We start from the raw sequence: 22418 nt of genomic DNA, 5'->3' as shown, positions 1-22418 counted from the left end.
GTCGTATCCCTCTATTTACTTGCGACGACGGACGATCATTTTGTCGGTACGCTTATTACCACGAGTCTTCGCGCCCTTAGTCGGGAAGCCCCATGGCGATACCGGATGACGACCACCAGAGGTACGACCTTCACCACCACCGTGTGGGTGGTCAACCGGGTTCATGGCAACACCACGAACGGTTGGGCGAACGCCACGCCAGCGTTTGGCACCAGCTTTACCCAGCGAACGCAGGCTGTGCTCGGAGTTCGAGACTTCGCCCAGGGTCGCGCGGCATTCAGCCAGCACTTTACGCATCTCACCAGAACGCAGACGCAGGGTCACGTAGACACCTTCACGAGCGATCAGCTGAGCCGAAGCACCAGCGGAACGAGCGATCTGTGCGCCTTTACCTGGCTTCAATTCGATGCCGTGTACGGTGCTACCAACTGGAATGTTACGCAGTTGCAGAGCGTTGCCCGGCTTGATCGGTGCCAGGGCACCTGCGATCAGCTGGTCGCCAGCGCTCACGCCTTTAGGGGCGATGATGTAGCGACGCTCGCCATCTGCGTACAGCAGCAGAGCGATGTGAGCAGTACGGTTTGGATCGTATTCAATACGCTCGACAGTGGCAGAGATGCCATCTTTGTCGTTGCGACGGAAATCGACCAGACGATAATGCTGCTTATGGCCACCACCGATGTGACGAGTGGTAATACGACCATTGTTGTTACGACCACCAGTCTTCGATTTTTTCTCGAGCAGCGGTGCGTGAGGAGCGCCTTTATGCAGCTCCTGGTTGACCACCTTGACCACAAAACGGCGGCCAGGGGAAGTCGGTTTGCATTTAACGATTGCCATGATGCACCCCTTCCTTACTCAGCACTGCTGCTGAAATCGAGATCTTGGCCTGGCTGAAGGGAGATAACTGCCTTCTTCCAGTCATTACGCTTGCCCAGACCGCGAGCAGTGCGCTTGCTCTTACCCAGAACATTCAGGGTAGTAACACGCTCTACTTTCACGCTGAACAGGCTTTCGACGGCCTTCTTGATTTCCAGCTTGGTTGCGTCAGTTGCAACCTTGAAAACGAACTGGCCTTTCTTGTCAGCCAGAACCGTAGCCTTTTCGGAAACGTGCGGGCCAAGCAGAACTTTAAATACGCGTTCCTGGTTCATCCCAGCAGCTCCTCGAATTTCTTCACGGCCGACACGGTGATCAACACCTTGTCGTATGCGATCAGACTAACTGGATCGGAACCTTGCACGTCACGTACATCAACGTGTGGCAGGTTGCGAGCAGCCAGGTACAGGTTCTGATCAACAGCTTCAGACACGATCAAAACGTCGGTCAGGCTCATGTTGTTCAGCTTGCCCAGCAGATCTTTGGTTTTTGGACTTTCAACAGCGAAGTCCTGAACCACGACCAGACGATCAGTACGCACGAGTTCAGCAAGGATGGAGCGCAGTGCTGCGCGGTACATCTTCTTGTTGAGCTTCTGAGAGTGATCCTGTGGACGAGCTGCGAAAGTGGTACCGCCGCCACGCCAGATTGGGCTACGGATAGTACCGGCACGAGCACGGCCAGTGCCTTTCTGACGCCAAGGGCGCTTACCGCCACCACGTACGTCGGAACGGGTCTTTTGCTGCTTGCTACCTTGACGGCCGCCGGCCATGTAGGCCACGACTGCTTGGTGAACGAGCGTCTCGTTGAATTCGCCGCCAAATGTCAGTTCGGAAACTTCGATCGCTTGAGCGTCATTTACATTTAATTGCATGTCAGCTTCCCCTTAACCGCGAGCCTTGGCCGCTGGACGTACAACCAGGTTGCCGCCAGTAGCGCCAGGAACAGCACCCTTGACCAACAACAGATTGCGTTCAGCGTCGACGCGCACTACTTCGAGGGACTGCACGGTCACGCGCTCAGCGCCCATATGACCGGACATTTTTTTGCCCTTGAATACACGACCAGGAGTCTGGCACTGGCCAATAGAGCCCGGGACGCGGTGGGAAACGGAGTTACCGTGAGTGTTGTCTTGGCCACGGAAATTCCAACGCTTGATCGTACCCTGGAAGCCTTTACCCTTGGACTGACCGGTTACATCAACCAGTTGACCAGCGGCGAAGATTTCAGCGTTGATCAGATCGCCAGCCTGGTAGTCGCCATCTTCAAGACGGAACTCCATAACAGTACGACCAGCTGCAACGTTTGCTTTTGCGAAGTGACCTGCTTGAGCAGCAGTCACGCGCGAAGCACGACGCTCGCCGACAGTGACTTGCACTGCACGATAGCCATCGGTTTCTTCAGTTTTGAACTGGGTGACGCGATTCGGTTCGATCTCAATGACCGTGACCGGAATGGAGACACCTTCTTCGGTGAAAATACGGGTCATACCGCATTTACGACCGACTACACCAATAGTCATGTTGTAAACCTCATGAGTGTACGGGGCTTTCACCCGCTATGGCCGCCCATTTCAGAGCGTTACACGACTAAGACCCAAGTCTTAGCCGAGGCTGATCTGTACTTCCACACCGGCCGCCAGATCAAGCTTCATAAGTGCATCAACGGTTTTATCCGTTGGCTGGACGATGTCCAGAACGCGCTTATGAGTACGGATCTCGTACTGGTCACGCGCGTCTTTGTTGACGTGCGGGGAGACCAGAACGGTGAACCGCTCTTTACGGGTAGGCAGTGGAATTGGACCACGCACTTGTGCACCAGTACGTTTCGCGGTTTCCACGATTTCCTGGGTGGATTGGTCGATCAGGCGATGGTCAAAAGCCTTCAACCTGATACGGATTTGCTGATTTTGCATTGGATTTCAGACTCCGGCTGCTATTCCCAGCGAGCGCAATACGCCCGTTAAAAGGAGGCGCAATTCTATAGACGCCCCAGATAGGTGTCAACCCAATAAAAAAAGCCCCCGCTGAGCGGGGGCCTTTTTCAAAGCATCAAGCTAACTCAAAAAAGAGCTTACTCGATGATTTTAGCTACAACACCAGCACCAACGGTACGGCCGCCTTCACGGATAGCGAAGCGCAGACCGTCTTCCATTGCGATGGTTTTGATCAGGGTAACTTCCATTTGGATGTTATCACCTGGCATTACCATTTCAACGCCTTCTGGCAGCTGGCAGTTACCAGTCACGTCAGTAGTACGGAAGTAGAACTGAGGACGGTAGCCTTTGAAGAACGGAGTGTGACGACCGCCTTCTTCTTTGCTCAGAACGTAAACTTCTGCGGTGAACTTGGTGTGCGGCTTAACCGAACCCGGCTTAACCAGAACCTGGCCACGCTCAACGTCGTCACGCTTGGTACCACGCAGCAGAACGCCGCAGTTCTCGCCAGCACGACCTTCGTCGAGCAGTTTGCGGAACATTTCAACACCGGTGCAGGTGGTGACGGTGGTGTCACGCAGACCAACGATTTCCAGTGGGTCTTGAACGCGAACGATACCGCGCTCGATACGACCAGTCACAACAGTACCGCGACCGGAGATCGAGAATACGTCTTCGATTGGCATCAGGAACGGCTTGTCGGTCAGACGAACTGGTTCTGGGATGTAGCTGTCCAGAGTTTCAACCAGTTTACGAACGGCAGTGGTGCCCATTTCGTTGTCGTCTTTACCTTCCAGAGCCATACGAGCAGAACCGATGATGATCGGAGTGTCGTCGCCTGGGAAGTCGTAAGTGCTCAGCAGATCGCGCACTTCCATCTCAACCAGTTCCAGCAGCTCAGCGTCGTCTACCAGGTCAGCCTTGTTCAGGAAAACCACGATGTACGGAACGCCTACCTGACGGGACAGCAGGATGTGCTCACGGGTTTGTGGCATCGGACCATCAGCGGCCGAGCAAACCAGGATCGCGCCGTCCATCTGGGCAGCACCGGTGATCATGTTCTTCACATAGTCAGCGTGACCTGGGCAGTCAACGTGAGCGTAGTGACGGATCAGCGAGTTGTATTCAACGTGCGCGGTGTTGATGGTGATACCACGAGCTTTTTCTTCTGGTGCGCTGTCGATCTTGTCGAAGTCAACACGAGCCGAACCGAAAACTTCGGAGCAGACGCGAGTCAGAGCAGCGGTCAGAGTGGTTTTACCGTGGTCAACGTGGCCGATAGTGCCAACGTTTACGTGCGGTAGGGAACGATCAAATTTTTCTTTAGCCACGACAATTAACTCCTTGCCTAAAGGACTGAATCAGCCTTGTTTTTTGGATACAGTTTCAGCGATGTGCGCCGGAGCTGTGTTGTATTTTTTGAATTCCATAGAGTAGCTTGCGCGACCCTGGGACATGGAGCGAACGTCGGTCGCATAACCGAACATCTCACCCAACGGAACCTCGGCGCGAATCACTTTGCCGGAAACCGTGTCTTCCATACCCAAGATCATGCCGCGACGACGGTTAAGGTCGCCCATGACATCACCCATATAGTCTTCAGGTGTAACAACTTCTACCGCCATGATCGGCTCAAGCAACTCACCACCGCCCTTCTGGGCCAGTTGCTTGGTTGCCATGGAGGCAGCCACCTTAAACGCCATCTCGTTGGAGTCGACGTCGTGGTAAGAACCGTCAAAAACGGTTGCTTTCAGGCCGATCAGCGGATAGCCGGCAACAACACCGTTCTTCATCTGCTCTTCGATGCCCTTCTGGATAGCTGGGATGTATTCCTTAGGAACCACACCACCAACTACTTCGTTCACGAATTGCAGACCTTCCTGACCTTCGTCAGCAGGAGCAAAACGGATCCAGCAGTGACCGAACTGACCACGACCGCCGGACTGACGAACGAACTTGCCTTCGATTTCGCAATTCTTCGTGATGCGCTCACGATAGGAAACCTGAGGCTTACCGATGTTGGCTTCGACGTTGAACTCACGGCGCATCCGGTCAACCAGGATGTCCAGGTGCAGCTCGCCCATGCCGGAGATGATCGTTTGACCAGTCTCTTCATCAGTTTTAACGCGGAAAGATGGATCTTCCTGAGCAAGCTTGCCCAGAGCGATACCCATTTTTTCCTGGTCATCCTTGGTCTTAGGCTCTACGGCAACCGAAATAACCGGCTCCGGGAAGTCCATGCGAACCAGGATGATTGGCTTGGCAGCGTCGCACAAAGTCTCACCAGTGGTGACGTCCTTCATGCCGATCAGGGCCGCGATGTCACCAGCGCGTACTTCCTTGATCTCTTCACGGGCGTTTGCGTGCATTTGCACCATACGACCCACGCGCTCTTTCTTGCCTTTAACCGAGTTGATCACGCCGTCGCCGGATGCCAACACGCCCGAGTAAACTCGGACGAAGGTCAAGGTACCCACGAATGGGTCGGTAGCGATCTTGAACGCCAGAGCCGAGAACGGCTCGTTGTCGTCTGCATGACGCTCCATCTCTTCTTCCTCGTTATCAGGGTTGGAACCCTTGATAGCAGGAATGTCGGTTGGAGCCGGCAGGTAGTCGATAACGGCGTCGAGAACCAGGGGAACACCCTTGTTCTTGAAGGAAGAACCGCAAACAGCCAAGACGATTTCGCCAGCGATAGTACGCTGACGCAGAGCGGCCTTGATTTCCACGTTGGTGAGTTCTTCACCTTCGAGGTACTTGTTCATCAGCTCTTCGCTGGCTTCGGCAGCAGCCTCAACCATGTTGTTGCGCCACTCGTCAGCCAGCTCCTGAAGCTCTTCAGGGATAGGCTTACGAACAGGAACCATACCTTTGTCGGAATCATTCCAGTAAACAGCTTCCATGTTGATCAGATCGATCTGACCCTGGAAGTTGTCTTCGGAACCGATGGCCAATTGGATTGGCACCGGAGTGTGACCCAGACGCTGCTTGATCTGACCGATCACGCGCAGGAAGTTGGCACCAGCACGGTCCATCTTGTTTACGTAAACAAGACGTGGAACGCCGTATTTGTTGGCTTGACGCCATACGGTTTCCGACTGAGGCTCAACACCCGAGGTACCGCAGAACACAACGACAGCGCCGTCGAGTACGCGCAGGGAACGTTCAACTTCAATGGTGAAGTCTACGTGGCCCGGGGTATCGATTACGTTGAAGCGGTGCTCGTCTTTGTACTGCTTCTCGGAACCTTTCCAGAAGGCGGTAATAGCAGCAGAAGTAATGGTAATACCACGCTCCTGCTCCTGAACCATCCAGTCTGTGGTCGCGGCGCCGTCATGCACCTCGCCCATTTTGTGACTTTTGCCGGTGTAAAACAGTACGCGCTCGGTGGTGGTGGTTTTACCAGCATCCACGTGAGCAACGATACCGATGTTACGGTAGCGGCTAATCGGAGTAGTACGAGCCATAAAGCCCTCGCAAAATTAGTGAAGCTAAGATTAGAAGCGGTAGTGCGAGAAAGCTTTGTTGGCTTCAGCCATACGGTGCACGTCTTCACGCTTCTTAACAGCAGCACCTTTACCTTCGGCAGCGTCCAACAGTTCGCCGGCCAAACGCAGAGCCATAGACTTCTCGCCACGCTTACGGGCGAAGTCTACCAACCAGCGCATTGCCAGAGCGTTACGACGGGACGGACGAACTTCAACCGGAACCTGGTAAGTAGCACCGCCTACACGGCGCGACTTCACTTCGACCAGCGGAGCGATGGCGTCGAGAGCTTTCTCGAAGATTTCCAGGGGGTCGCTGTTCTTGCGTTCTTTAACCTTTTCCAGCGCGCCATAAACGATACGCTCGGCAACGGCTTTCTTGCCGCTTTCCATCACGTGGTTCATGAACTTGGCCAGGATTTGGCTTCCGTATTTTGGATCGTCAAGCACTTCGCGCTTGGCTGCTACGCGTCTTCTTGGCATGGATAAGCCCTCAAACGGTCTTCAGGTTCGCTCGGAATCGGTGCCCTTTCGGGACGCCTCCGACCTTACTCTTATCGACTCAGAAAATAAGATGATTCAGTTTTACAAAAAGCCGCTACTACTTAGGCTTCTTGGTACCGTACTTCGAACGACCCTGGTTACGACCTTTAACGCCGGAAGTATCCAAGGAGCCGCGTACGGTGTGGTAACGAACACCTGGCAAGTCTTTTACACGACCGCCGCGGATCAGTACCACGCTGTGCTCTTGCAGGTTGTGGCCTTCACCGCCGATGTACGAGGAAACCTCGAAACCGTTGGTCAGGCGCACACGGCATACTTTACGCAGTGCCGAGTTAGGTTTTTTCGGCGTGGTGGTATACACACGGGTGCATACGCCACGACGTTGCGGGCAGTTCTGCAGCGCAGGTACGTCGGATTTCTCGACGATACGCTTACGCGGCTGACGTACCAGCTGGTTGATAGTTGCCATCTACTAGCTCCACTGTTGTCTTGCGACGCTATTGTCTTGCAAGAAAAGCAAAATGGCAGGAACGAATTCCCGCCAAATTTAGGGGTACAAGAGTCTAAAGAGGATCTTGCCCCCAGTCAAGGCAAGGCCCCGACCTCCCCTCCCATCGAACCGGGGCATTACTGCCTCGATCCGACGAATGGGGCTGCCAGGGCCCAGACTTATTTATCGCAGAACTCAGTTACCGCTTGAGTTCAGCGCTTCGGTCAGTGCAGCTTCCACTTCACTGGCGCTTACGCGCAGCGGCTTGTCAGCATCACGGCGGCGCTTGCGCTCGCTGTGGTAAGCCAAACCGGTACCAGCCGGGATCAAACGACCCACAACCACGTTTTCTTTCAGGCCGCGCAGGTAGTCGCGCTTGCCGGTTACCGCTGCTTCGGTCAGTACGCGAGTGGTCTCCTGGAAGGAGGCCGCCGAGATGAACGACTCAGTGGACAACGACGCCTTGGTGATACCCAGCAGCACGCGAGTGAACTTGGAAACGAATTTCTCGTCGTTCGCCAGGCGCTCGTTTTCTACCAGTACGTGAGTCAGTTCCATCTGGTCGCCCTTGATGAAACTGGAATCGCCGGATTCAGCGATTTCAACTTTACGCAGCATCTGACGCAGGATGGTCTCGATGTGCTTATCGTTGATCTTCACGCCTTGCAGACGGTAAACGTCCTGGATCTCGTTCACGATGTACTTGGCCAGCGCACTCACACCCAGCAGACGCAGGATGTCGTGTGGATCGCTCGGGCCGTCGGAGATAACTTCGCCGCGGTTTACCTGTTCGCCTTCGAAGACGTTCAGGTGACGCCACTTCGGAATCAGCTCTTCATACGGATCGCTACCGTCGTTCGGGGTAATGACCAGACGGCGCTTGCCCTTGGTCTCTTTACCGAACGCGATGGTGCCGCTGACTTCAGCCAGAATCGACGCTTCTTTCGGACGACGAGCTTCGAACAAGTCGGCAACACGCGGCAGACCACCGGTGATGTCTCGAGTTTTCGAAGTTTCTTGCGGGATACGCGCGATAACATCACCGATCGCGATCTTCGCACCATCCGCTACACCGACCAGGGCGTTGGCTGGCAGGAAGTACTGAGCAATTACGTCAGTGCCTGGCAGCAACAAGTCCTTGCCGTTGTCATCGACCATCTTCACGGCAGGACGGATGTCTTTACCGGCAGCTGGACGATCTTTCGCGTCGAGTACTTCAATGTTGGTCATACCGGTCAATTCGTCAGTCTGACGCTTGATCGTGATGCCTTCTTCCATGCCCACGTAGGTCACGGTACCTTTCATTTCGGTAACGATTGGGTGAGTGTGCGGATCCCACTTGGCCACGATTGCGCCAGCGTCGACCTTGTCACCTTCTTTAACCGAAATCACAGCACCGTACGGCAGCTTGTAACGCTCACGCTCACGACCGTAGTCGTCAGCGATTGCCAGCTCACCGGAACGGGACACAGCAACCAGGTGGCCATCCACTCGCTCAACGTGCTTCAGGTTGTGCAGACGGACGGTACCGCCATTCTTCACCTGAACGCTGTCAGCTGCGGAGGTCCGGCTTGCCGCACCACCGATGTGGAACGTACGCATGGTCAGCTGGGTACCCGGCTCACCGATGGACTGGGCAGCAATAACGCCGACCGCTTCACCGATGTTCACCTGGTGACCACGAGCCAAGTCACGGCCGTAGCACTTGGCGCAAATGCCGTAGCGGGTTTCGCAGCTGATCGGCGAGCGAACGATCACTTCGTCGATGCTGTTGAGTTCGATGAACTCGACCCACTTCTCGTCCACCAGAGTACCGGCAGGAACGATGATTTCTTCGGTGCCTGGCTTGAATACGTCACGGGCGATCACTCGACCCAGTACGCGCTCACCCAACGGCTCTACAACGTCACCGCCTTCAATGTGCGGAGTCATCAGCAGGCCGTGCTCGGTGCCGCAGTCGATCTCGGTTACAACCAGATCTTGTGCAACGTCTACCAGACGACGAGTCAGGTAACCGGAGTTAGCGGTTTTCAACGCGGTATCCGCAAGACCCTTACGAGCACCGTGAGTGGAGATGAAGTACTGAAGTACGCTCAAACCTTCACGGAAGTTCGCAGTAATCGGCGTTTCGATGATGGAACCGTCCGGCTTGGCCATCAGGCCACGCATACCGGCGAGCTGACGGATCTGCGCAGCAGAACCCCGTGCGCCCGAGTCGGCCATCATGTACATCGAGTTGAAGGACTCTTGATCGACTTCCACGCCGTGACGGTCGATAACCTTCTCTTTCGAGAGGTTGGCCATCATCGCCTTGGAAACTTCGTCGTTCGCCTTCGACCAAAGGTCGATTACCTTGTTGTACTTCTCGCCCTGGGTTACCAGGCCGGAGGCGTACTGGCTTTCGATCTCTTTCACTTCATCGGTAGCAGCACCGATGATCTGGGCTTTTTCATCCGGGATAACGAAGTCGTTAACACCGATGGAAACGCCGGAAATGGTCGAATAAGCAAAACCGGTGTACATCAACTGGTCAGCGAAGATCACGGTCTCTTTCAAACCAACCACGCGGTAGCACTGGTTGATCAGCTTGGAGATCGCCTTTTTCTTCATCGGCAGGTTGACGACGTCGTACGACAGACCTTTTGGCACAACTTGATACAGCAGCGCACGGCCGACAGTAGTGTCGACAATACGGGTGCCGCTCACGCTGCCGCCATCACGGTCGTTGACGGTTTCGTTGATCCGCACCTTGACCTTGGCGTGCAGTGCGGCTTCGCCGGCACGGAACACACGGTCAACTTCCTGCAGGTCAGCGAAGACACGACCTTCGCCCTTGGCATTGATCGCTTCACGGGTCATGTAGTACAGACCCAATACAACGTCCTGCGACGGAACGATGATTGGCTCACCGTTGGCTGGCGACAGAATGTTGTTGGTCGACATCATCAACGCACGCGCTTCCAACTGGGCTTCCAGTGTCAGCGGTACGTGCACGGCCATTTGGTCGCCGTCGAAGTCGGCGTTGTACGCAGCACAGACCAGAGGGTGCAGCTGGATAGCCTTACCTTCGATCAGTACCGGTTCAAACGCCTGGATACCCAGACGGTGAAGGGTCGGTGCACGGTTGAGAAGAACCGGGTGTTCGCGGATCACTTCAGCGAGAACGTCCCAAACCTCTGGCAGTTCGCGCTCGACCATTTTCTTGGCCGCTTTGATGGTGGTCGCGAGACCGCGCATTTCCAGCTTGCCGAAGATGAATGGCTTGAACAGCTCAAGTGCCATCTTCTTAGGCAGACCGCACTGGTGCAGACGCAGGGTCGGGCCTACGGTAATTACCGAACGACCGGAGTAGTCAACACGCTTACCGAGCAAGTTCTGACGGAAACGACCTTGCTTACCCTTGATCATGTCAGCCAGGGATTTCAGAGGACGCTTGTTCGAACCGGTGATAGCGCGGCCACGACGACCGTTGTCGAGCAAGGCGTCGACAGCTTCTTGCAACATCCGCTTTTCGTTGCGCACGATGATGTCCGGAGCGGACAGATCAAGCAGGCGCTTCAAGCGGTTGTTACGGTTGATCACGCGGCGGTACAGGTCGTTGAGGTCGGACGTCGCGAAACGACCACCGTCCAACGGTACCAGTGGACGCAGGTCTGGCGGCAGAACCGGCAGAACGGTCAGCACCATCCACTCTGGCAAGTTGCCGGAACCCTGGAAGGCTTCCATCAACTTCAGACGCTTGGACAGTTTCTTGATCTTGGTTTCGGAGTTGGTTTGCGGAATTTCTTCGCGCAGACGGCCAATCTCGTGCTCCAGGTCGATAGCGTGCAGCAGCTCGCGGACAGCTTCGGCACCCATACGGGCATCGAAATCGTCGCCGAACTCTTCCAGCGCTTCGAAGTACTGCTCGTCGTTCAGCAGCTGACCTTTCTCAAGGGTGGTCATGCCTGGATCGATAACGACATAGCTCTCGAAGTAGAGAACGCGTTCGATATCACGCAGGGTCATGTCCATCAGCAAGCCGATACGGGACGGCAGCGATTTCAGGAACCAGATGTGGGCAACCGGCGAAGCCAGCTCGATGTGCGCCATGCGCTCACGACGAACTTTAGCCAGTGCGACTTCAACGCCACACTTCTCGCAGATCACACCACGGTGCTTCAAGCGCTTGTACTTACCGCACAGGCACTCGTAATCCTTTACCGGGCCAAAGATCTTGGCGCAGAACAGGCCGTCACGCTCAGGTTTGAACGTACGGTAGTTGATGGTTTCCGGCTTTTTAACTTCACCGAACGACCACGAACGGATCATCTCAGGCGATGCCAATCCAATACGGATGGCGTCGAACTCTTCGACTTGACCCTGGTTTTTCAGCAAATTCAGTAGGTCTTTCAAGGCCTTTCCTCCTGGCGGAGCAGAGAGCGGGCTAAACAGCCCCGCTCTCGATTCGCGTCACGTGTTATTCGGTTTCCAGATCGATATCGATGCCGAGGGAACGAATTTCTTTGATCAACACGTTGAAAGACTCGGGCATGCCCGGCTCCATACGGTGATCGCCGTCCACGATGTTTTTGTACATCTTGGTCCGACCGTTCACATCGTCCGACTTCACTGTGAGCATTTCTTGCAGAGTGTAAGCAGCACCGTATGCTTCCAGTGCCCAGACCTCCATCTCCCCGAAACGCTGACCACCGAACTGAGCCTTACCACCCAGCGGCTGCTGGGTAACCAGGCTGTACGAACCGGTAGAACGAGCGTGCATCTTGTCGTCTACCAAGTGGTTCAGCTTCAGCATGTACATGTAGCCAACAGTAACCGGGCGCTCGAACTTGTTGCCGGTACGGCCGTCGAACAGCTGCATCTGGCCGCTTTCTGGCAGGTCTGCCAGTTTCAGCATGGCCTTGATTTCGCTTTCCTTGGCACCGTCGAATACCGGGGTAGCCATTGGAACGCCGCCGCGCAGGTTCTTCGCCAGATCCAGGATTTCCTGGTCGGAGAAGGTGTCCAGCTCTTCGTTGCGACCGCCGATCTCGTTGTAGATCTCGTGCAGGAACTTACGCAGGTCAGCGACCTTGCGTTGCTCTTCGATCATACGGTTGATCTTCTCACCCAGACCCTTGGCCGCGAGGCCCAGGTGGGTTTCAAGGATCTGACCAACGTTCATACGCGAAGGTACGCCCAACGGGTTGAGGACGACGTCGACCGGGGTGCCATTGGCATCGTGCGGCATGTCTTCAACCGGCATGATCACGGAGACCACACCTTTGTTACCGTGACGACCGGCCATCTTGTCGCCCGGCTGGATGCGGCGACGGATTGCCAGGTAAACCTTGACGATTTTCAGCACGCCTGGAGCCAGGTCATCGCCCTGCTGCAGTTTGCGCTTCTTATCTTCGAACTTGTCGTCCAGCAGACGGCGGCGATCAACGATGTAGGCCTGGGCCTTCTCGAGCTGCTCGTTCAGAGCATCTTCAGCCATGCGCAGTTTGAACCACTGGCCGTGCTCAAGACCGTCGAGGATTTCGTCGGTGATGTCCTGACCTTTCTTCAGACCTGCGCCGCCTTCAGCCTTGTGGCCTACCAGAGCGGAACGCAGACGTTCGAAGGTCGCGCCTTCAACGATACGGAACTCTTCGTTCAGATCCTTGCGGATCTCGTCGAGCTGGGTCTTCTCGATGGACAGTGCACGAGCATCACGCTCAACGCCGTCACGGGTGAAGACCTGTACGTCGATGACAGTACCTTTGGTGCCAGTCGGCACGCGCAGGGAGGTGTCTTTAACGTCGCTGGCTTTTTCACCGAAGATGGCACGCAGCAGTTTTTCTTCCGGAGTCAGTTGGGTCTCGCCTTTCGGAGTGACCTTACCGACCAGGATGTCGCCTGCGCCTACTTCAGCACCTACGTAAACGATACCGGCTTCGTCCAGCTTGTTCAGTGCAGCTTCACCCACGTTCGGGATGTCTGCAGTGATTTCCTCAGGCCCAAGCTTGGTGTCACGTGCCACACAGGTCAGTTCCTGGATGTGGATCGTGGTGAAGCGGTCTTCTTGAACCACACGCTCGGACAGGCAGATGGAGTCTTCGAAGTTGAAGCCGTTCCATGCCATGAACGCGATGCGCATGTTCTGACCCAGAGCCAGCTCACCCATATCGGTGGACGGGCCGTCGGCCATGATGTCGCTACGCTGAACGCGATCACCCTTGCTCACCAGCGGACGCTGGTTGATGCAGGTGTTCTGGTTCGAGCGGGTGTATTTGGTCAGGTTGTAGATGTCGACACCGGCTTCACCAGTTTCAACTTCGTCATCGGCAACACGAACCACAATACGGCTGGCATCAACGGAGTCGATCACGCCGCCACGACGAGCCACGACGCAAACGCCGGAGTCACGAGCTACGTTACGCTCCATGCCGGTACCTACCAGCGGCTTGTCAGCGCGCAGGGTCGGTACAGCTTGACGCTGCATGTTGGAACCCATCAACGCACGGTTGGCGTCATCGTGCTCCAGGAACGGGATCAGCGACGCAGCAACAGAAACTACCTGCTTCGGCGATACGTCCATCAAGGTGACGTCTTCCGGCGCCTTGACGGTGAACTCGTTCAAGTGACGAACAGCTACCAGCTCGTCGACCAGCACTTTCTTGTCGTTCATCGTGGCCGAAGCCTGAGCGATCACGTGATCAGCTTCTTCGATGGCGGACAGGAACACGATCTCGTCGGTGACCAGGGCGTCTTTCACCACACGGTACGGGCTCTCGAGGAAGCCGTACTGGTTGGTGCGCGCATAGGCAGCCAGGGAGTTGATCAGGCCGATGTTCGGACCTTCCGGCGTTTCGATCGGGCAAACACGACCGTAGTGCGTCGGGTGTACGTCACGAACTTCAAAGCCAGCACGCTCACGGGTCAGACCGCCCGGGCCCAGTGCAGAAACACGGCGCTTGTGGGTGATCTCGGAGAGCGGGTTGTTCTGATCCATGAACTGCGAGAGCTGGCTGGAACCGAAGAACTCTTTCACCGCCGCAGCCACTGGCTTGGCGTTGATCAGGTCTTGCGGCATCAGGCCTTCGCTTTCAGCCATCGACAGACGCTCTTTGACCGCACGCTCAACACGTACCAGGCCAACGCGGAACTGGTTCTCGGCCATCTCGCCTACGCAGCGAACACGACGGTTACCCAGGTGGTCGATGTCATCGACGATGCCTTTACCGTTACGGATGTCGACCAGGGTCTTCAATACCGCGACGATATCTTCCTTGCACAGCACGCCCGAACCTTCGATCTCGGTACGACCGATACGACGGTTGAACTTCATCCGGCCGACCGCAGACAGGTCATAGCGCTCAGGGCTGAAGAACAGGTTGTTGAACAGGGTCTCGGCAGCGTCTTTGGTTGGCGGCTCGCCAGGACGCATCATGCGATAGATCTCGACCAGCGCTTCCAATTGGTTGCTGGTGGAGTCGATCTTCAGCGTGTCGGAGACGAATGGACCGCAGTCGATATCGTTGGTGTACAGGGTCTCGATGCGAACAACCTGGGCCTTGGCGATTTTAGCCAGGATCTCGGTGTTCAGCTCGGTGTTGCACTCAGCCAGGATTTCGCCTGTGGCCGGGTGAACGATAACCTTGGCGGTGGTGCGACCCAGGACGTAGTCCAGAGGCACTTCCAGCTCTTTGATACCGGCTTTTTCGATCTGGTTGATGTGGCGCGCAGTAATACGACGGCCAGCCTCAACAATCACCTTGCCGCTTTCATCCTGGATGTCCAGGACGGCAATTTCACCACGCAGACGCGAAGCGATCAGCTCCAGCTTGAGGGTTTCATCCTTCAGGCTGAATACGTTGGTGGTGTAGAAAGCGTCCAGCACTTGCTCAGTGGTATAACCGAGCGCGCGCAGCAGTACCGAGGCCGGCAGCTTGCGACGACGGTCGATACGCACGAACACGCAGTCCTTCGGGTCGAACTCGAAGTCCAACCACGAACCGCGGTACGGAATGATCCGCGCGGAGTACAGGAGTTTACCGGAGCTGTGCGTCTTGCCGCGGTCGTGATCAAAGAACACGCCCGGGGAACGGTGCAGCTGGGAAACGATTACACGCTCGGTACCGTTGATTACGAAGGTACCGTTTTCAGTCATCAGTGGGATTTCGCCCATGTAGACTTCTTGCTCTTTGATGTCCTTGATCGCTTTGTTCGACGATTCTTTGTCGAAAATGATCAGACGGACTTTTACCCGCAAAGGTACGGCGTACGTAACACCGCGCAACACGCATTCTTTGACATCAAATGCCGGTTCGCCCAGGCGATAACCCACGTACTCCAGCGCAGCATTGCCGGAGTAGCTGATGATCGGGAAAACGGATTTGAAGGCCGCATGCAGGCCCACGTCGCGGAACTGATCTTTGGTCGCTCCCGCCTGCAAGAATTCACGATACGAATCCAGCTGGATAGCCAGAAGGTACGGGACATCCATGACGTCCGGCAACTTGCTAAAGTCCTTGCGGATACGTTTTTTCTCAGTATATGAGTAAGCCATCAGCGTTCCCCAGCTTGGTCACCTGCTTGTTTGGCCCCTCCGACGGGAGCAGCCAGAAAATCTTGCAAACCCCTTGGTTTGCACCACCGCTTCGGGTGGCTACAGCGCGTTAATGGCGGCGACCTAGTCGGCAGCCAAGAACGGAAAAAGGCCGGTGGCAAGAGCCACCAGCCATCAGCCTTCAGCTTAACGCTTGGGCTGGAGACGCAAGGTCGATGCTTACTTCAGCTCGACTTTAGCGCCTGCTTCTTCCAGAGTAGCTTTGGCTTTGTCAGCAGCGTCTTTCGACACAGCTTCCAGAACCACGGCAGGAGCGCCGTCAACTACAGCCTTGGCTTCTTTCAGGCCCAGACCGGTCAGTTCACGTACTGCCTTGATCACGTTTACTTTCTTCTCGCCAGCTTCGGTCAGCATGACGTTGAATTCGGTTTGCTCTTCAACAACGGCAGCAGCAGCAGCTGGGCCAGCGGAAGCAGCGGCAGCGGAAACGCCGAATTTTTCTTCGAAAGCTTTGATCAGCTCAACAACCTGCAGAACCGACATTTCAGCTACGGCGTTGAGGATATCGTCTTGGGAGATAGACATTGCTGTATTTCCTGAATTGGGGGACGGCCTACACGGCCATCGAAATAAACAAAAATACGCGAGAGAAGTCGTTCAGCCTTAGGCTGCGGCGGCTTCTTTTTGCTCGCGAACTGCGGCCAGAGTACGAGCCAGCTTGCTGGTAGCGCCTTGAATCACGCTCATCAGCTGCGAAATGGCTTCGTCGCGGGTCGGCAGTGTTGCCAGTACGTCGATTTGGTTAGCTGCGAGGAACTTGCCCTCGAACGCAGCTGCCTTGATCTCGAACTTATCCTGACTCTTGGCGAATTCCTTGAACAAACGGGCAGCAGCGCCTGGATGATCTTTGGAGAACGCGATCAGAGTCGGGCCAGTGAACACGTCGTTGAGAACACTGTATTCAGTGTCAGCAACAGCGCGCTTGAGCAGAGTGTTACGTACAACACGTACGTAAACGCCAGCTTCACGAGCCTCTTTACGGAGTCCGGTCATAGCGCCTACTGTCACACCACGGGCATCAGCCACGACAGCGGACAGAGCAGCTTTGGCAGCCTCGTTGACTTCAGCGACGATGGCCTTCTTGTCTTCGAGATTAATTGCCACGGGTTTAACTCCTGCTTGTTACCGTTTCATCTGGCCGGAGCCGGATGTCGTTTTGGTGTCTGATTCGGTAAGGAACCGGGAGCACCATCTGCGTAGGCTTGATGGTTTAAGACTTGCGTCGCCTACGGTCTTGGATAGCCCCCGCCAGGCAGGGACCCCAATTTTTTCAATTGGCGCGATCGCTCGCGCCAACTTGTGTCTTATACGTCCAGCGAGCCTTGGTCGATGACCAGACCTGGGCCCATAGTGGTGCTCAGGGTAACGCGCTTGACGTAGATACCTTTCGAGGAAGCTGGCTTGATACGCTTCAGATCAGCGATCAGGGCTTCAACGTTTTCCTTCAGCTTGACGGCGTCGAAGCCGACTTTGCCAACGGAGGTGTGGATGATGCCGTTTTTGTCGGTGCGATAACGAACCTGACCAGCCTTGGCGTTTTTAACCGCGGTAGCTACGTCTGGAGTTACGGTGCCGACTTTAGGGTTAGGCATCAGGCCGCGTGGACCGAGGATCTGACCCAACTGACCTACAACGCGCATTGCATCCGGGGAAGCAATAACGACGTCATAGTTCAGGTCGCCGCCTTTCATTTCGGCAGCCAGGTCGTCCATGCCAACGCGATCAGCGCCGGCGGCCAGAGCAGCTTCAGCTGCCGGGCCTTGGGTGAAGACAGCTACACGTACAGTCTTGCCAGTACCGTGTGGCAGCACAGTAGCGCTACGAACGACCTGGTCGGATTTACGTGGGTCAACACCCAGGTTTACAGCAACGTCAACAGACTCGCTGAACTTGACAGTCGACAGCTCGGTCAGCAGGGCAGCAGCGTCTACAAAGTTGTAGGACTTGCCTGCTTCGATTTTGCCGGCGATAGCCTTTTGGCGCTTGGTCAGCTTAGCCATTACACACCCTCCACGTTAAGGCCCATGCTACGAGCAGAACCGGCGATGGTACGCACGGCTGCATCCATATCAGCTGCAGTCAGATCCGCGTTTTTGGTTTTCGCGATTTCTTCCAGCTGAGCACGAGTTACAGTGCCGACTTTAACGGTGTTAGGACGAGCGGAACCGCTAGTCAGACCAGCAGCTTTCTTCAACAGAACCGAAGCCGGGGTCGACTTGGTTTCGAAGGTGAAGCTACGGTCGCTGTATACAGTGATGATCACTGGAGTCGGCAGACCTGGCTCAATACCCTGAGTACGGGCGTTGAAGGCCTTGCAGAATTCCATGATGTTCACGCCGTGCTGACCCAGAGCTGGGCCGACGGGTGGGCTTGGGTTGGCCTGAGCGGCCTTCACTTGCAGCTTGATGTAAGCGGTAATCTTCTTGGCCATGAGGCACTCCAATTACGGGTTCAAGCGCCTCGAAAGGCTCCCCGGTTACTTGCGCGTTTATCCCAGTGACGACAAAACCCCACAGCCTAAGGCTGCGGGGTTGGGATGCTTGTTCAGCTAGACCTTCTCGACCTGACTGAATTCCAACTCTACCGGAGTAGAGCGACCGAAAATGAGCACCGCCACTTGGATCCGGCTCTTTTCGTAGTTAACTTCTTCGACAGTACCGTTGAAATCAGCAAACGGACCATCTGTGACACGAACAACCTCACCCGGCTCGAACAACGTCTTCGGCTTAGGCTTGTCGCTACCATCAGCAACACGACGCAGAATTGCTTCCGCCTCTTTGTCGGTGATCGGAGCAGGCTTATCAGCGGTTCCGCCGATGAAACCCATGACACGAGGGGTATCTTTGACTAAGTGCCAAGTACCTTCATTCATGTCCATCTGAACCAGCACGTAGCCAGGGAAGAACTTACGTTCACTTTTACGCTTCTGCCCATTCCGCATTTCAACCACTTCTTCAGTGGGAACCAGAATTTCGCCGAAGCCATCTTCCATGCCTGCCAGCTTTACGCGCTCTAGCAAAGAGCGCATAACATGCTTCTCGTAACCCGAGTAAGCATGCACAACGTACCAACGCTTAGCCACGGGACACCCTTAGCCAACAATCAAGGAAACAAGCCAGCCGAGCAGGGAATCTAGACCCCACAACAGCAACGCCATAACCAGAACAACAGCCACGACAATCAATGTGGTCTGCGTGGTTTCTTGGCGAGTCGGCCAAACGACTTTACGAATTTCGGTGCGAGCTTCCTTTACCAGGACCGCGAAAGACTTGCCTTTGGCAGTCTGCAGGCCTACAAAGGCAGCTACAGCAGCAAGGGCAAGCAAAGCGAGTACGCGGTACAGGATCGGCGAAGCAGAATAGTACTGATTGCCAACAACGCCTACGACCACCAAGGCGACCACAGCGAGCCACTTGACCAGATCGAAACGAGAGCTTTGAGCTTCAGCCTTAGGAGTCATCTATGAAGATCCTGTGAAAAGAAAGCCAGACACACCACGTGAATCTGGCAGGTCAGGAGGGAATCGAACCCCCAACCTACGGTTTTGGAGACCGTCGCTCTGCCAATTGAGCTACTGACCTAAAACAAAATCAGGCCGACCATTATGCAGGCCTGAAAAAGACTTTACAACAACCAACCCCAACAGACTTGAAACCACCTGACACAAGCGCCAGAAAAATCAGAATCAAGCCGAGGCAGCTGTTAAAACAAAGGCAGATATTTTCATATCTGCCTTGTTATATGGAGCTCTTGAGCGGATTTGAACCGCTGACCTCACCCTTACCAAGGGTGTGCTCTACCAACTGAGCTACAAGAGCGAAACACATTGCACAACCTGCAAACTTGGAGCGGGTAGCGGGAATCGAACCCGCATCATCAGCTTGGAAGGCTGAGGTTCTACCACTAAACTATACCCGCGGAGCTTGCAGCTCACGCTAAAAATGGTGGAGGGGGAAGGATTCGAACCTTCGAAGTCGTAGACGTCAGATTTACAGTCTGATCCCTTTGGCCGCTCGGGAACCCCTCCTAAGCGAGCCGGCATTTTACATCACGCCGACCTTCTGTCAAGCATTTTCTCATTTAAAAATATGAGGTTAGCTGCATTGACGTTCGCTTCACCTTGTAGACCTTAAAGGTCTTCACTGCGAAGCGGGCGCCATTCTATGCAAACTATTCGAGAGTTGCAACGCCTTCGCACAACATTATTTTATGTTTTAACTCATTGAATTCCTTAGCAAGGTTTTCAAAGGGCAGATCATCAGCCAGACGTCGACTTTCAGGCGCCACGCGAAGCCAGTAACCGGAGGCCTCAGGCGTGTTCAGCAATTGCACCTTGACCTTTATATCCAGGCTGATCAGTCGCTGCTCGACGGACTGCGCCTGGCGCTGGTCGACAAAACCACCTATGTACAAACACGTATTTTGCGCATCAGCAGCTTTAGCCCGCTCCTTCCTCGCAATCGCATCCGAAGACTCACTCAACAAGCGAATATCTTGCTGAGAGCCCCGATAGAGACTCAAGGGCGTTACATCCTTGGCGCGCAGCGGTGCCTCCTGCTGATGCCATACGTAGTAGAAGGCGTTGAGGACGAGTAAAAGTAGAAACAGCCAACGCATAAACACCTCAAGACAAAGGGCACGCCATCGCTAAACCGACGAAAACCAGATCAGGAACGAGGCGCGCTTGCGGCACAGCATCCAAAACCAACTCAGCATCCCCCCCGGTAAGGAACACCGTAAAGCTGTCACCCCAGTAGCTTCGGGCCAGCTCGAGCTGCGTTAGCACAAACCCTCTGAGCATCAGCGTACAGCCACGCTCGACCGCCTCTACTGTCGTACGACCTGGTGAGAGGCGCTCCAGCGCTCGCTCAGCAGCAGCATCGTCGTAACGTATCTTGCGGGTGTGCGTGCGCAATTGATTACGCATGAGAGGCATACCAGGGCAAATGAATCCCCCCAAGTGCTCGCCGTCCGCACCAATAAAATCTGCTGTCGCCGCCGTACCAAAATCAAGCACCAGGCAAGCACCTGACGCCAACTTGAATCCCCCCAGCATCGCCAACCAACGATCAAGGCCAAGACGTTCGAAATCTTCATAGCCGTTACGCACGCCAGCCATTTCTCGTGCTGAAGAGGCACAAGAGACAGCAACACCAAAAGCCCCTTCCAGAGCCTGTACCAGCTTACTGGTCTCCTCCTGCGCCCGGACACTCACTAACCGGCAGCGCGTGAGCAGCAAGCCAGGAACGGCCACCAAACTTTCAATCAATGCTCTATCCGAGCCAACGACACCTTCTGCGGAGGCCGCCGACCAGTTCGAATCAAGCACTCGCCACTTGATAAAGCTATTGCCACAGTCGAGCTCAAGAATCATCACGCAACCTCAGGCTTAACTCACCACCACTGTAGATTTTTTCAACGCCATCAACATTCAAACGCAAGGCGCCCTGGCGATCGACACCGAGCACCACACCTTCAACTTGATTGACGCCGGCAATGAGGGAAACCGCCCGCCCTTGCCACGCATGATTACGCTCCCACTCCCCCTGAAGCGCAGCAAATCCACCAGCCTTGTGTCGCTCCAGATGGCTAAGCAACTGTTGTCCCAGTCTCGCAACCAACGAATTGCGATCAACTGGAGCGCCCGTCTCAAGCTGTACTGACGTCCACTGCTGGTCTATAGCATCGGATTTCTGCATATTCACATTAATGCCTATACCAAGGACAACGTGGCAAATATCCGCAGGATCCCCCACTAATTCCAACAAGATGCCCGCAATTTTCTGCTGACCAACCAAGACATCGTTCGGCCACTTCAAGGCAGCCCCCTGCACACTCGACTCACGCAGAGCCTGCATGACCGCCAAGCCGACAACCAGGCTCAATCCTTCCAACTGTCGCAGACCATCCTCAATGCGCAATACGAGGCTGTAATACACATTCTGCGCATACGGACTGACCCATGTGCGGCCACGCCTACCTCTCCCCGCTGTTTGCTGTTCCGCGAGCACTAGAAACGGAGCTGGACATTCAGCAGCAATCAATCGCAAAGCTTCAGCATTGGTAGAGTCAATAGAGTCGGAAATGTGGATAGGCCAGCCCAAGGAGGGCGCCCTTAGTGCAATTTCTTCAACACTCAAGAACACCAGAGGGGATGCAAGTTGGTACCCCTTTCCACGCACCTTATGGATAGGCAAACTCAATTCCGCCTCAAGGTGCTGGAGCTGCTTCCAGACAGCACTGCGGCTAACGCCCAGGGCAGCACCTAGCGCCTCTCCAGAGTGGAATCGGCCATCTTTCAGAAGTTTTAACAACGTCAGCATGCAAGTATCGCCTCACAATGAGGCAGGCATGATAGCCATGCGCTGGGTCATTGCATAGAAAGCGTAAGATTTAGCAGCCAAGCGAGCACTGCCTGGTACCGCCTTGCGAGCTTTTCTCGCGCCCAAAACAAAACCCCATCTGCTTTCGCAAATGGGGTTTCGGAATTTAATCTTGACGATGACCTACTCTCACATGGGGAAACCCCAC

At 55.1% G+C, this 22418-nt stretch carries 20 protein-coding genes and 4 tRNA genes; all 24 read right to left on the bottom strand.

The genetic code is table 11. The features are described from left to right. Positions 1 to 15 precede the first annotated feature (15 nt). The 24 genes from rplB to birA all read right to left on the bottom strand — a co-directional run bounded on the left by rplB (position 16) and on the right by birA (position 22210). The gene (gene rplB / locus ACZRMO_RS22360; protein ID WP_003176423.1) at positions 16 to 840 is read right to left on the bottom strand and encodes a 50S ribosomal protein L2; all 825 of its coding nucleotides are present in this window, start codon (positions 838 to 840) and stop codon (positions 16 to 18) included. 14 nt (positions 841 to 854) lie between these two features. Beyond that, a complete protein-coding gene (gene rplW / locus ACZRMO_RS22355) occupies positions 855 to 1154 on the bottom strand; it encodes a 50S ribosomal protein L23 (protein ID WP_002555488.1) in 300 nt (99 codons plus the stop codon). Then, positions 1151 to 1753 (bottom strand): 50S ribosomal protein L4, encoded by a 603-nt coding sequence (gene rplD, locus ACZRMO_RS22350; RefSeq protein ID WP_003176424.1) that lies wholly within the window; start codon positions 1751 to 1753, stop codon positions 1151 to 1153. Before rplD ends, rplW begins: the two co-directional genes overlap by 4 nt. A 12-nt stretch (positions 1754 to 1765) precedes the next feature. Further along, positions 1766 to 2401, bottom strand: a complete 636-nt coding sequence (gene rplC, locus ACZRMO_RS22345; RefSeq protein WP_003194649.1) for a 50S ribosomal protein L3 — start codon at positions 2399 to 2401, stop codon at positions 1766 to 1768. Between the two features lie 81 nt (positions 2402 to 2482). Beyond that, positions 2483 to 2794, bottom strand: a complete 312-nt coding sequence (gene rpsJ / locus ACZRMO_RS22340) for a 30S ribosomal protein S10 (protein WP_003186070.1) — start codon at positions 2792 to 2794, stop codon at positions 2483 to 2485. A gap of 158 nt (positions 2795 to 2952) precedes the next feature. Continuing rightward, complete coding sequence (gene tuf / locus ACZRMO_RS22335) at positions 2953 to 4146, bottom strand: elongation factor Tu (RefSeq protein WP_124525079.1); 1194 nt, start codon at positions 4144 to 4146, stop codon at positions 2953 to 2955. 30 nt (positions 4147 to 4176) lie between these two features. After that, positions 4177 to 6282, bottom strand: a complete 2106-nt coding sequence (gene fusA / locus ACZRMO_RS22330) for an elongation factor G (RefSeq protein WP_003194651.1) — start codon at positions 6280 to 6282, stop codon at positions 4177 to 4179. A gap of 30 nt (positions 6283 to 6312) precedes the next feature. Further along, positions 6313 to 6783: a 30S ribosomal protein S7 gene (gene rpsG, locus ACZRMO_RS22325; RefSeq protein WP_002555493.1), complete on the bottom strand. Its 471-nt coding sequence runs from the start codon at positions 6781 to 6783 to the stop codon at positions 6313 to 6315. A gap of 118 nt (positions 6784 to 6901) precedes the next feature. Then, on the bottom strand, positions 6902 to 7273 hold the full coding sequence (gene rpsL, locus ACZRMO_RS22320; protein WP_002555494.1) for a 30S ribosomal protein S12: 372 nt from the start codon (positions 7271 to 7273) through the stop codon (positions 6902 to 6904). A gap of 216 nt (positions 7274 to 7489) precedes the next feature. Further along, the gene (gene rpoC, locus ACZRMO_RS22315) at positions 7490 to 11689 is read right to left on the bottom strand and encodes a DNA-directed RNA polymerase subunit beta' (RefSeq protein WP_017736671.1); all 4200 of its coding nucleotides are present in this window, start codon (positions 11687 to 11689) and stop codon (positions 7490 to 7492) included. Between the two features lie 64 nt (positions 11690 to 11753). Continuing rightward, positions 11754 to 15827: a DNA-directed RNA polymerase subunit beta gene (gene rpoB, locus ACZRMO_RS22310; RefSeq protein ID WP_463974230.1), complete on the bottom strand. Its 4074-nt coding sequence runs from the start codon at positions 15825 to 15827 to the stop codon at positions 11754 to 11756. 219 nt (positions 15828 to 16046) lie between these two features. Next, a complete protein-coding gene (rplL, locus tag ACZRMO_RS22305; protein ID WP_017736673.1) occupies positions 16047 to 16412 on the bottom strand; it encodes a 50S ribosomal protein L7/L12 in 366 nt (121 codons plus the stop codon). A 78-nt stretch (positions 16413 to 16490) separates the two neighbouring features. Further along, entirely contained in the window at positions 16491 to 16991 is a 501-nt protein-coding gene (gene rplJ / locus ACZRMO_RS22300) for a 50S ribosomal protein L10 (protein ID WP_003232405.1), read from the bottom strand. 200 nt (positions 16992 to 17191) lie between these two features. Next, positions 17192 to 17887 carry a 50S ribosomal protein L1 gene (gene rplA / locus ACZRMO_RS22295; RefSeq protein WP_003176434.1) on the bottom strand — a complete coding sequence of 232 codons (696 nt, stop codon included), beginning with the start codon at positions 17885 to 17887 and terminating at the stop codon, positions 17192 to 17194. Continuing rightward, on the bottom strand, positions 17887 to 18318 hold the full coding sequence (rplK, locus tag ACZRMO_RS22290) for a 50S ribosomal protein L11 (protein WP_003210097.1): 432 nt from the start codon (positions 18316 to 18318) through the stop codon (positions 17887 to 17889). Before rplK ends, rplA begins: the two co-directional genes overlap by 1 nt. Positions 18319 to 18435: 117 nt before the next feature. Next, entirely contained in the window at positions 18436 to 18969 is a 534-nt protein-coding gene (gene nusG, locus ACZRMO_RS22285; RefSeq protein ID WP_003176436.1) for a transcription termination/antitermination protein NusG, read from the bottom strand. A 9-nt stretch (positions 18970 to 18978) separates the two neighbouring features. Continuing rightward, a complete protein-coding gene (gene secE, locus ACZRMO_RS22280) occupies positions 18979 to 19347 on the bottom strand; it encodes a preprotein translocase subunit SecE (RefSeq protein WP_003194658.1) in 369 nt (122 codons plus the stop codon). A 45-nt stretch (positions 19348 to 19392) separates the two neighbouring features. Further along, positions 19393 to 19468, bottom strand: a tRNA-Trp gene (locus ACZRMO_RS22275). A gap of 161 nt (positions 19469 to 19629) precedes the next feature. After that, a tRNA-Thr gene (locus ACZRMO_RS22270) sits at positions 19630 to 19705 on the bottom strand. 26 nt (positions 19706 to 19731) lie between these two features. Continuing rightward, positions 19732 to 19805 (bottom strand) — tRNA-Gly (locus ACZRMO_RS22265). A 24-nt stretch (positions 19806 to 19829) separates the two neighbouring features. Further along, positions 19830 to 19914, bottom strand: a tRNA-Tyr gene (locus tag ACZRMO_RS22260). A 143-nt stretch (positions 19915 to 20057) separates the two neighbouring features. Further along, positions 20058 to 20504 (bottom strand): hypothetical protein, encoded by a 447-nt coding sequence (locus tag ACZRMO_RS22255; protein WP_463974229.1) that lies wholly within the window; start codon positions 20502 to 20504, stop codon positions 20058 to 20060. A 7-nt stretch (positions 20505 to 20511) separates the two neighbouring features. Next, a complete protein-coding gene (locus ACZRMO_RS22250; RefSeq protein ID WP_463974228.1) occupies positions 20512 to 21261 on the bottom strand; it encodes a pantothenate kinase in 750 nt (249 codons plus the stop codon). After that, entirely contained in the window at positions 21251 to 22210 is a 960-nt protein-coding gene (birA, locus tag ACZRMO_RS22245) for a bifunctional biotin--[acetyl-CoA-carboxylase] ligase/biotin operon repressor BirA (protein WP_463974227.1), read from the bottom strand. Before birA ends, ACZRMO_RS22250 begins: the two co-directional genes overlap by 11 nt. Positions 22211 to 22418 lie beyond the last annotated feature (208 nt).

The sequence above is a fragment of the Pseudomonas sp. B611 genome (assembly GCF_055407965.1).
This window is presented reverse-complemented; position numbering and strand designations above follow the sequence as displayed.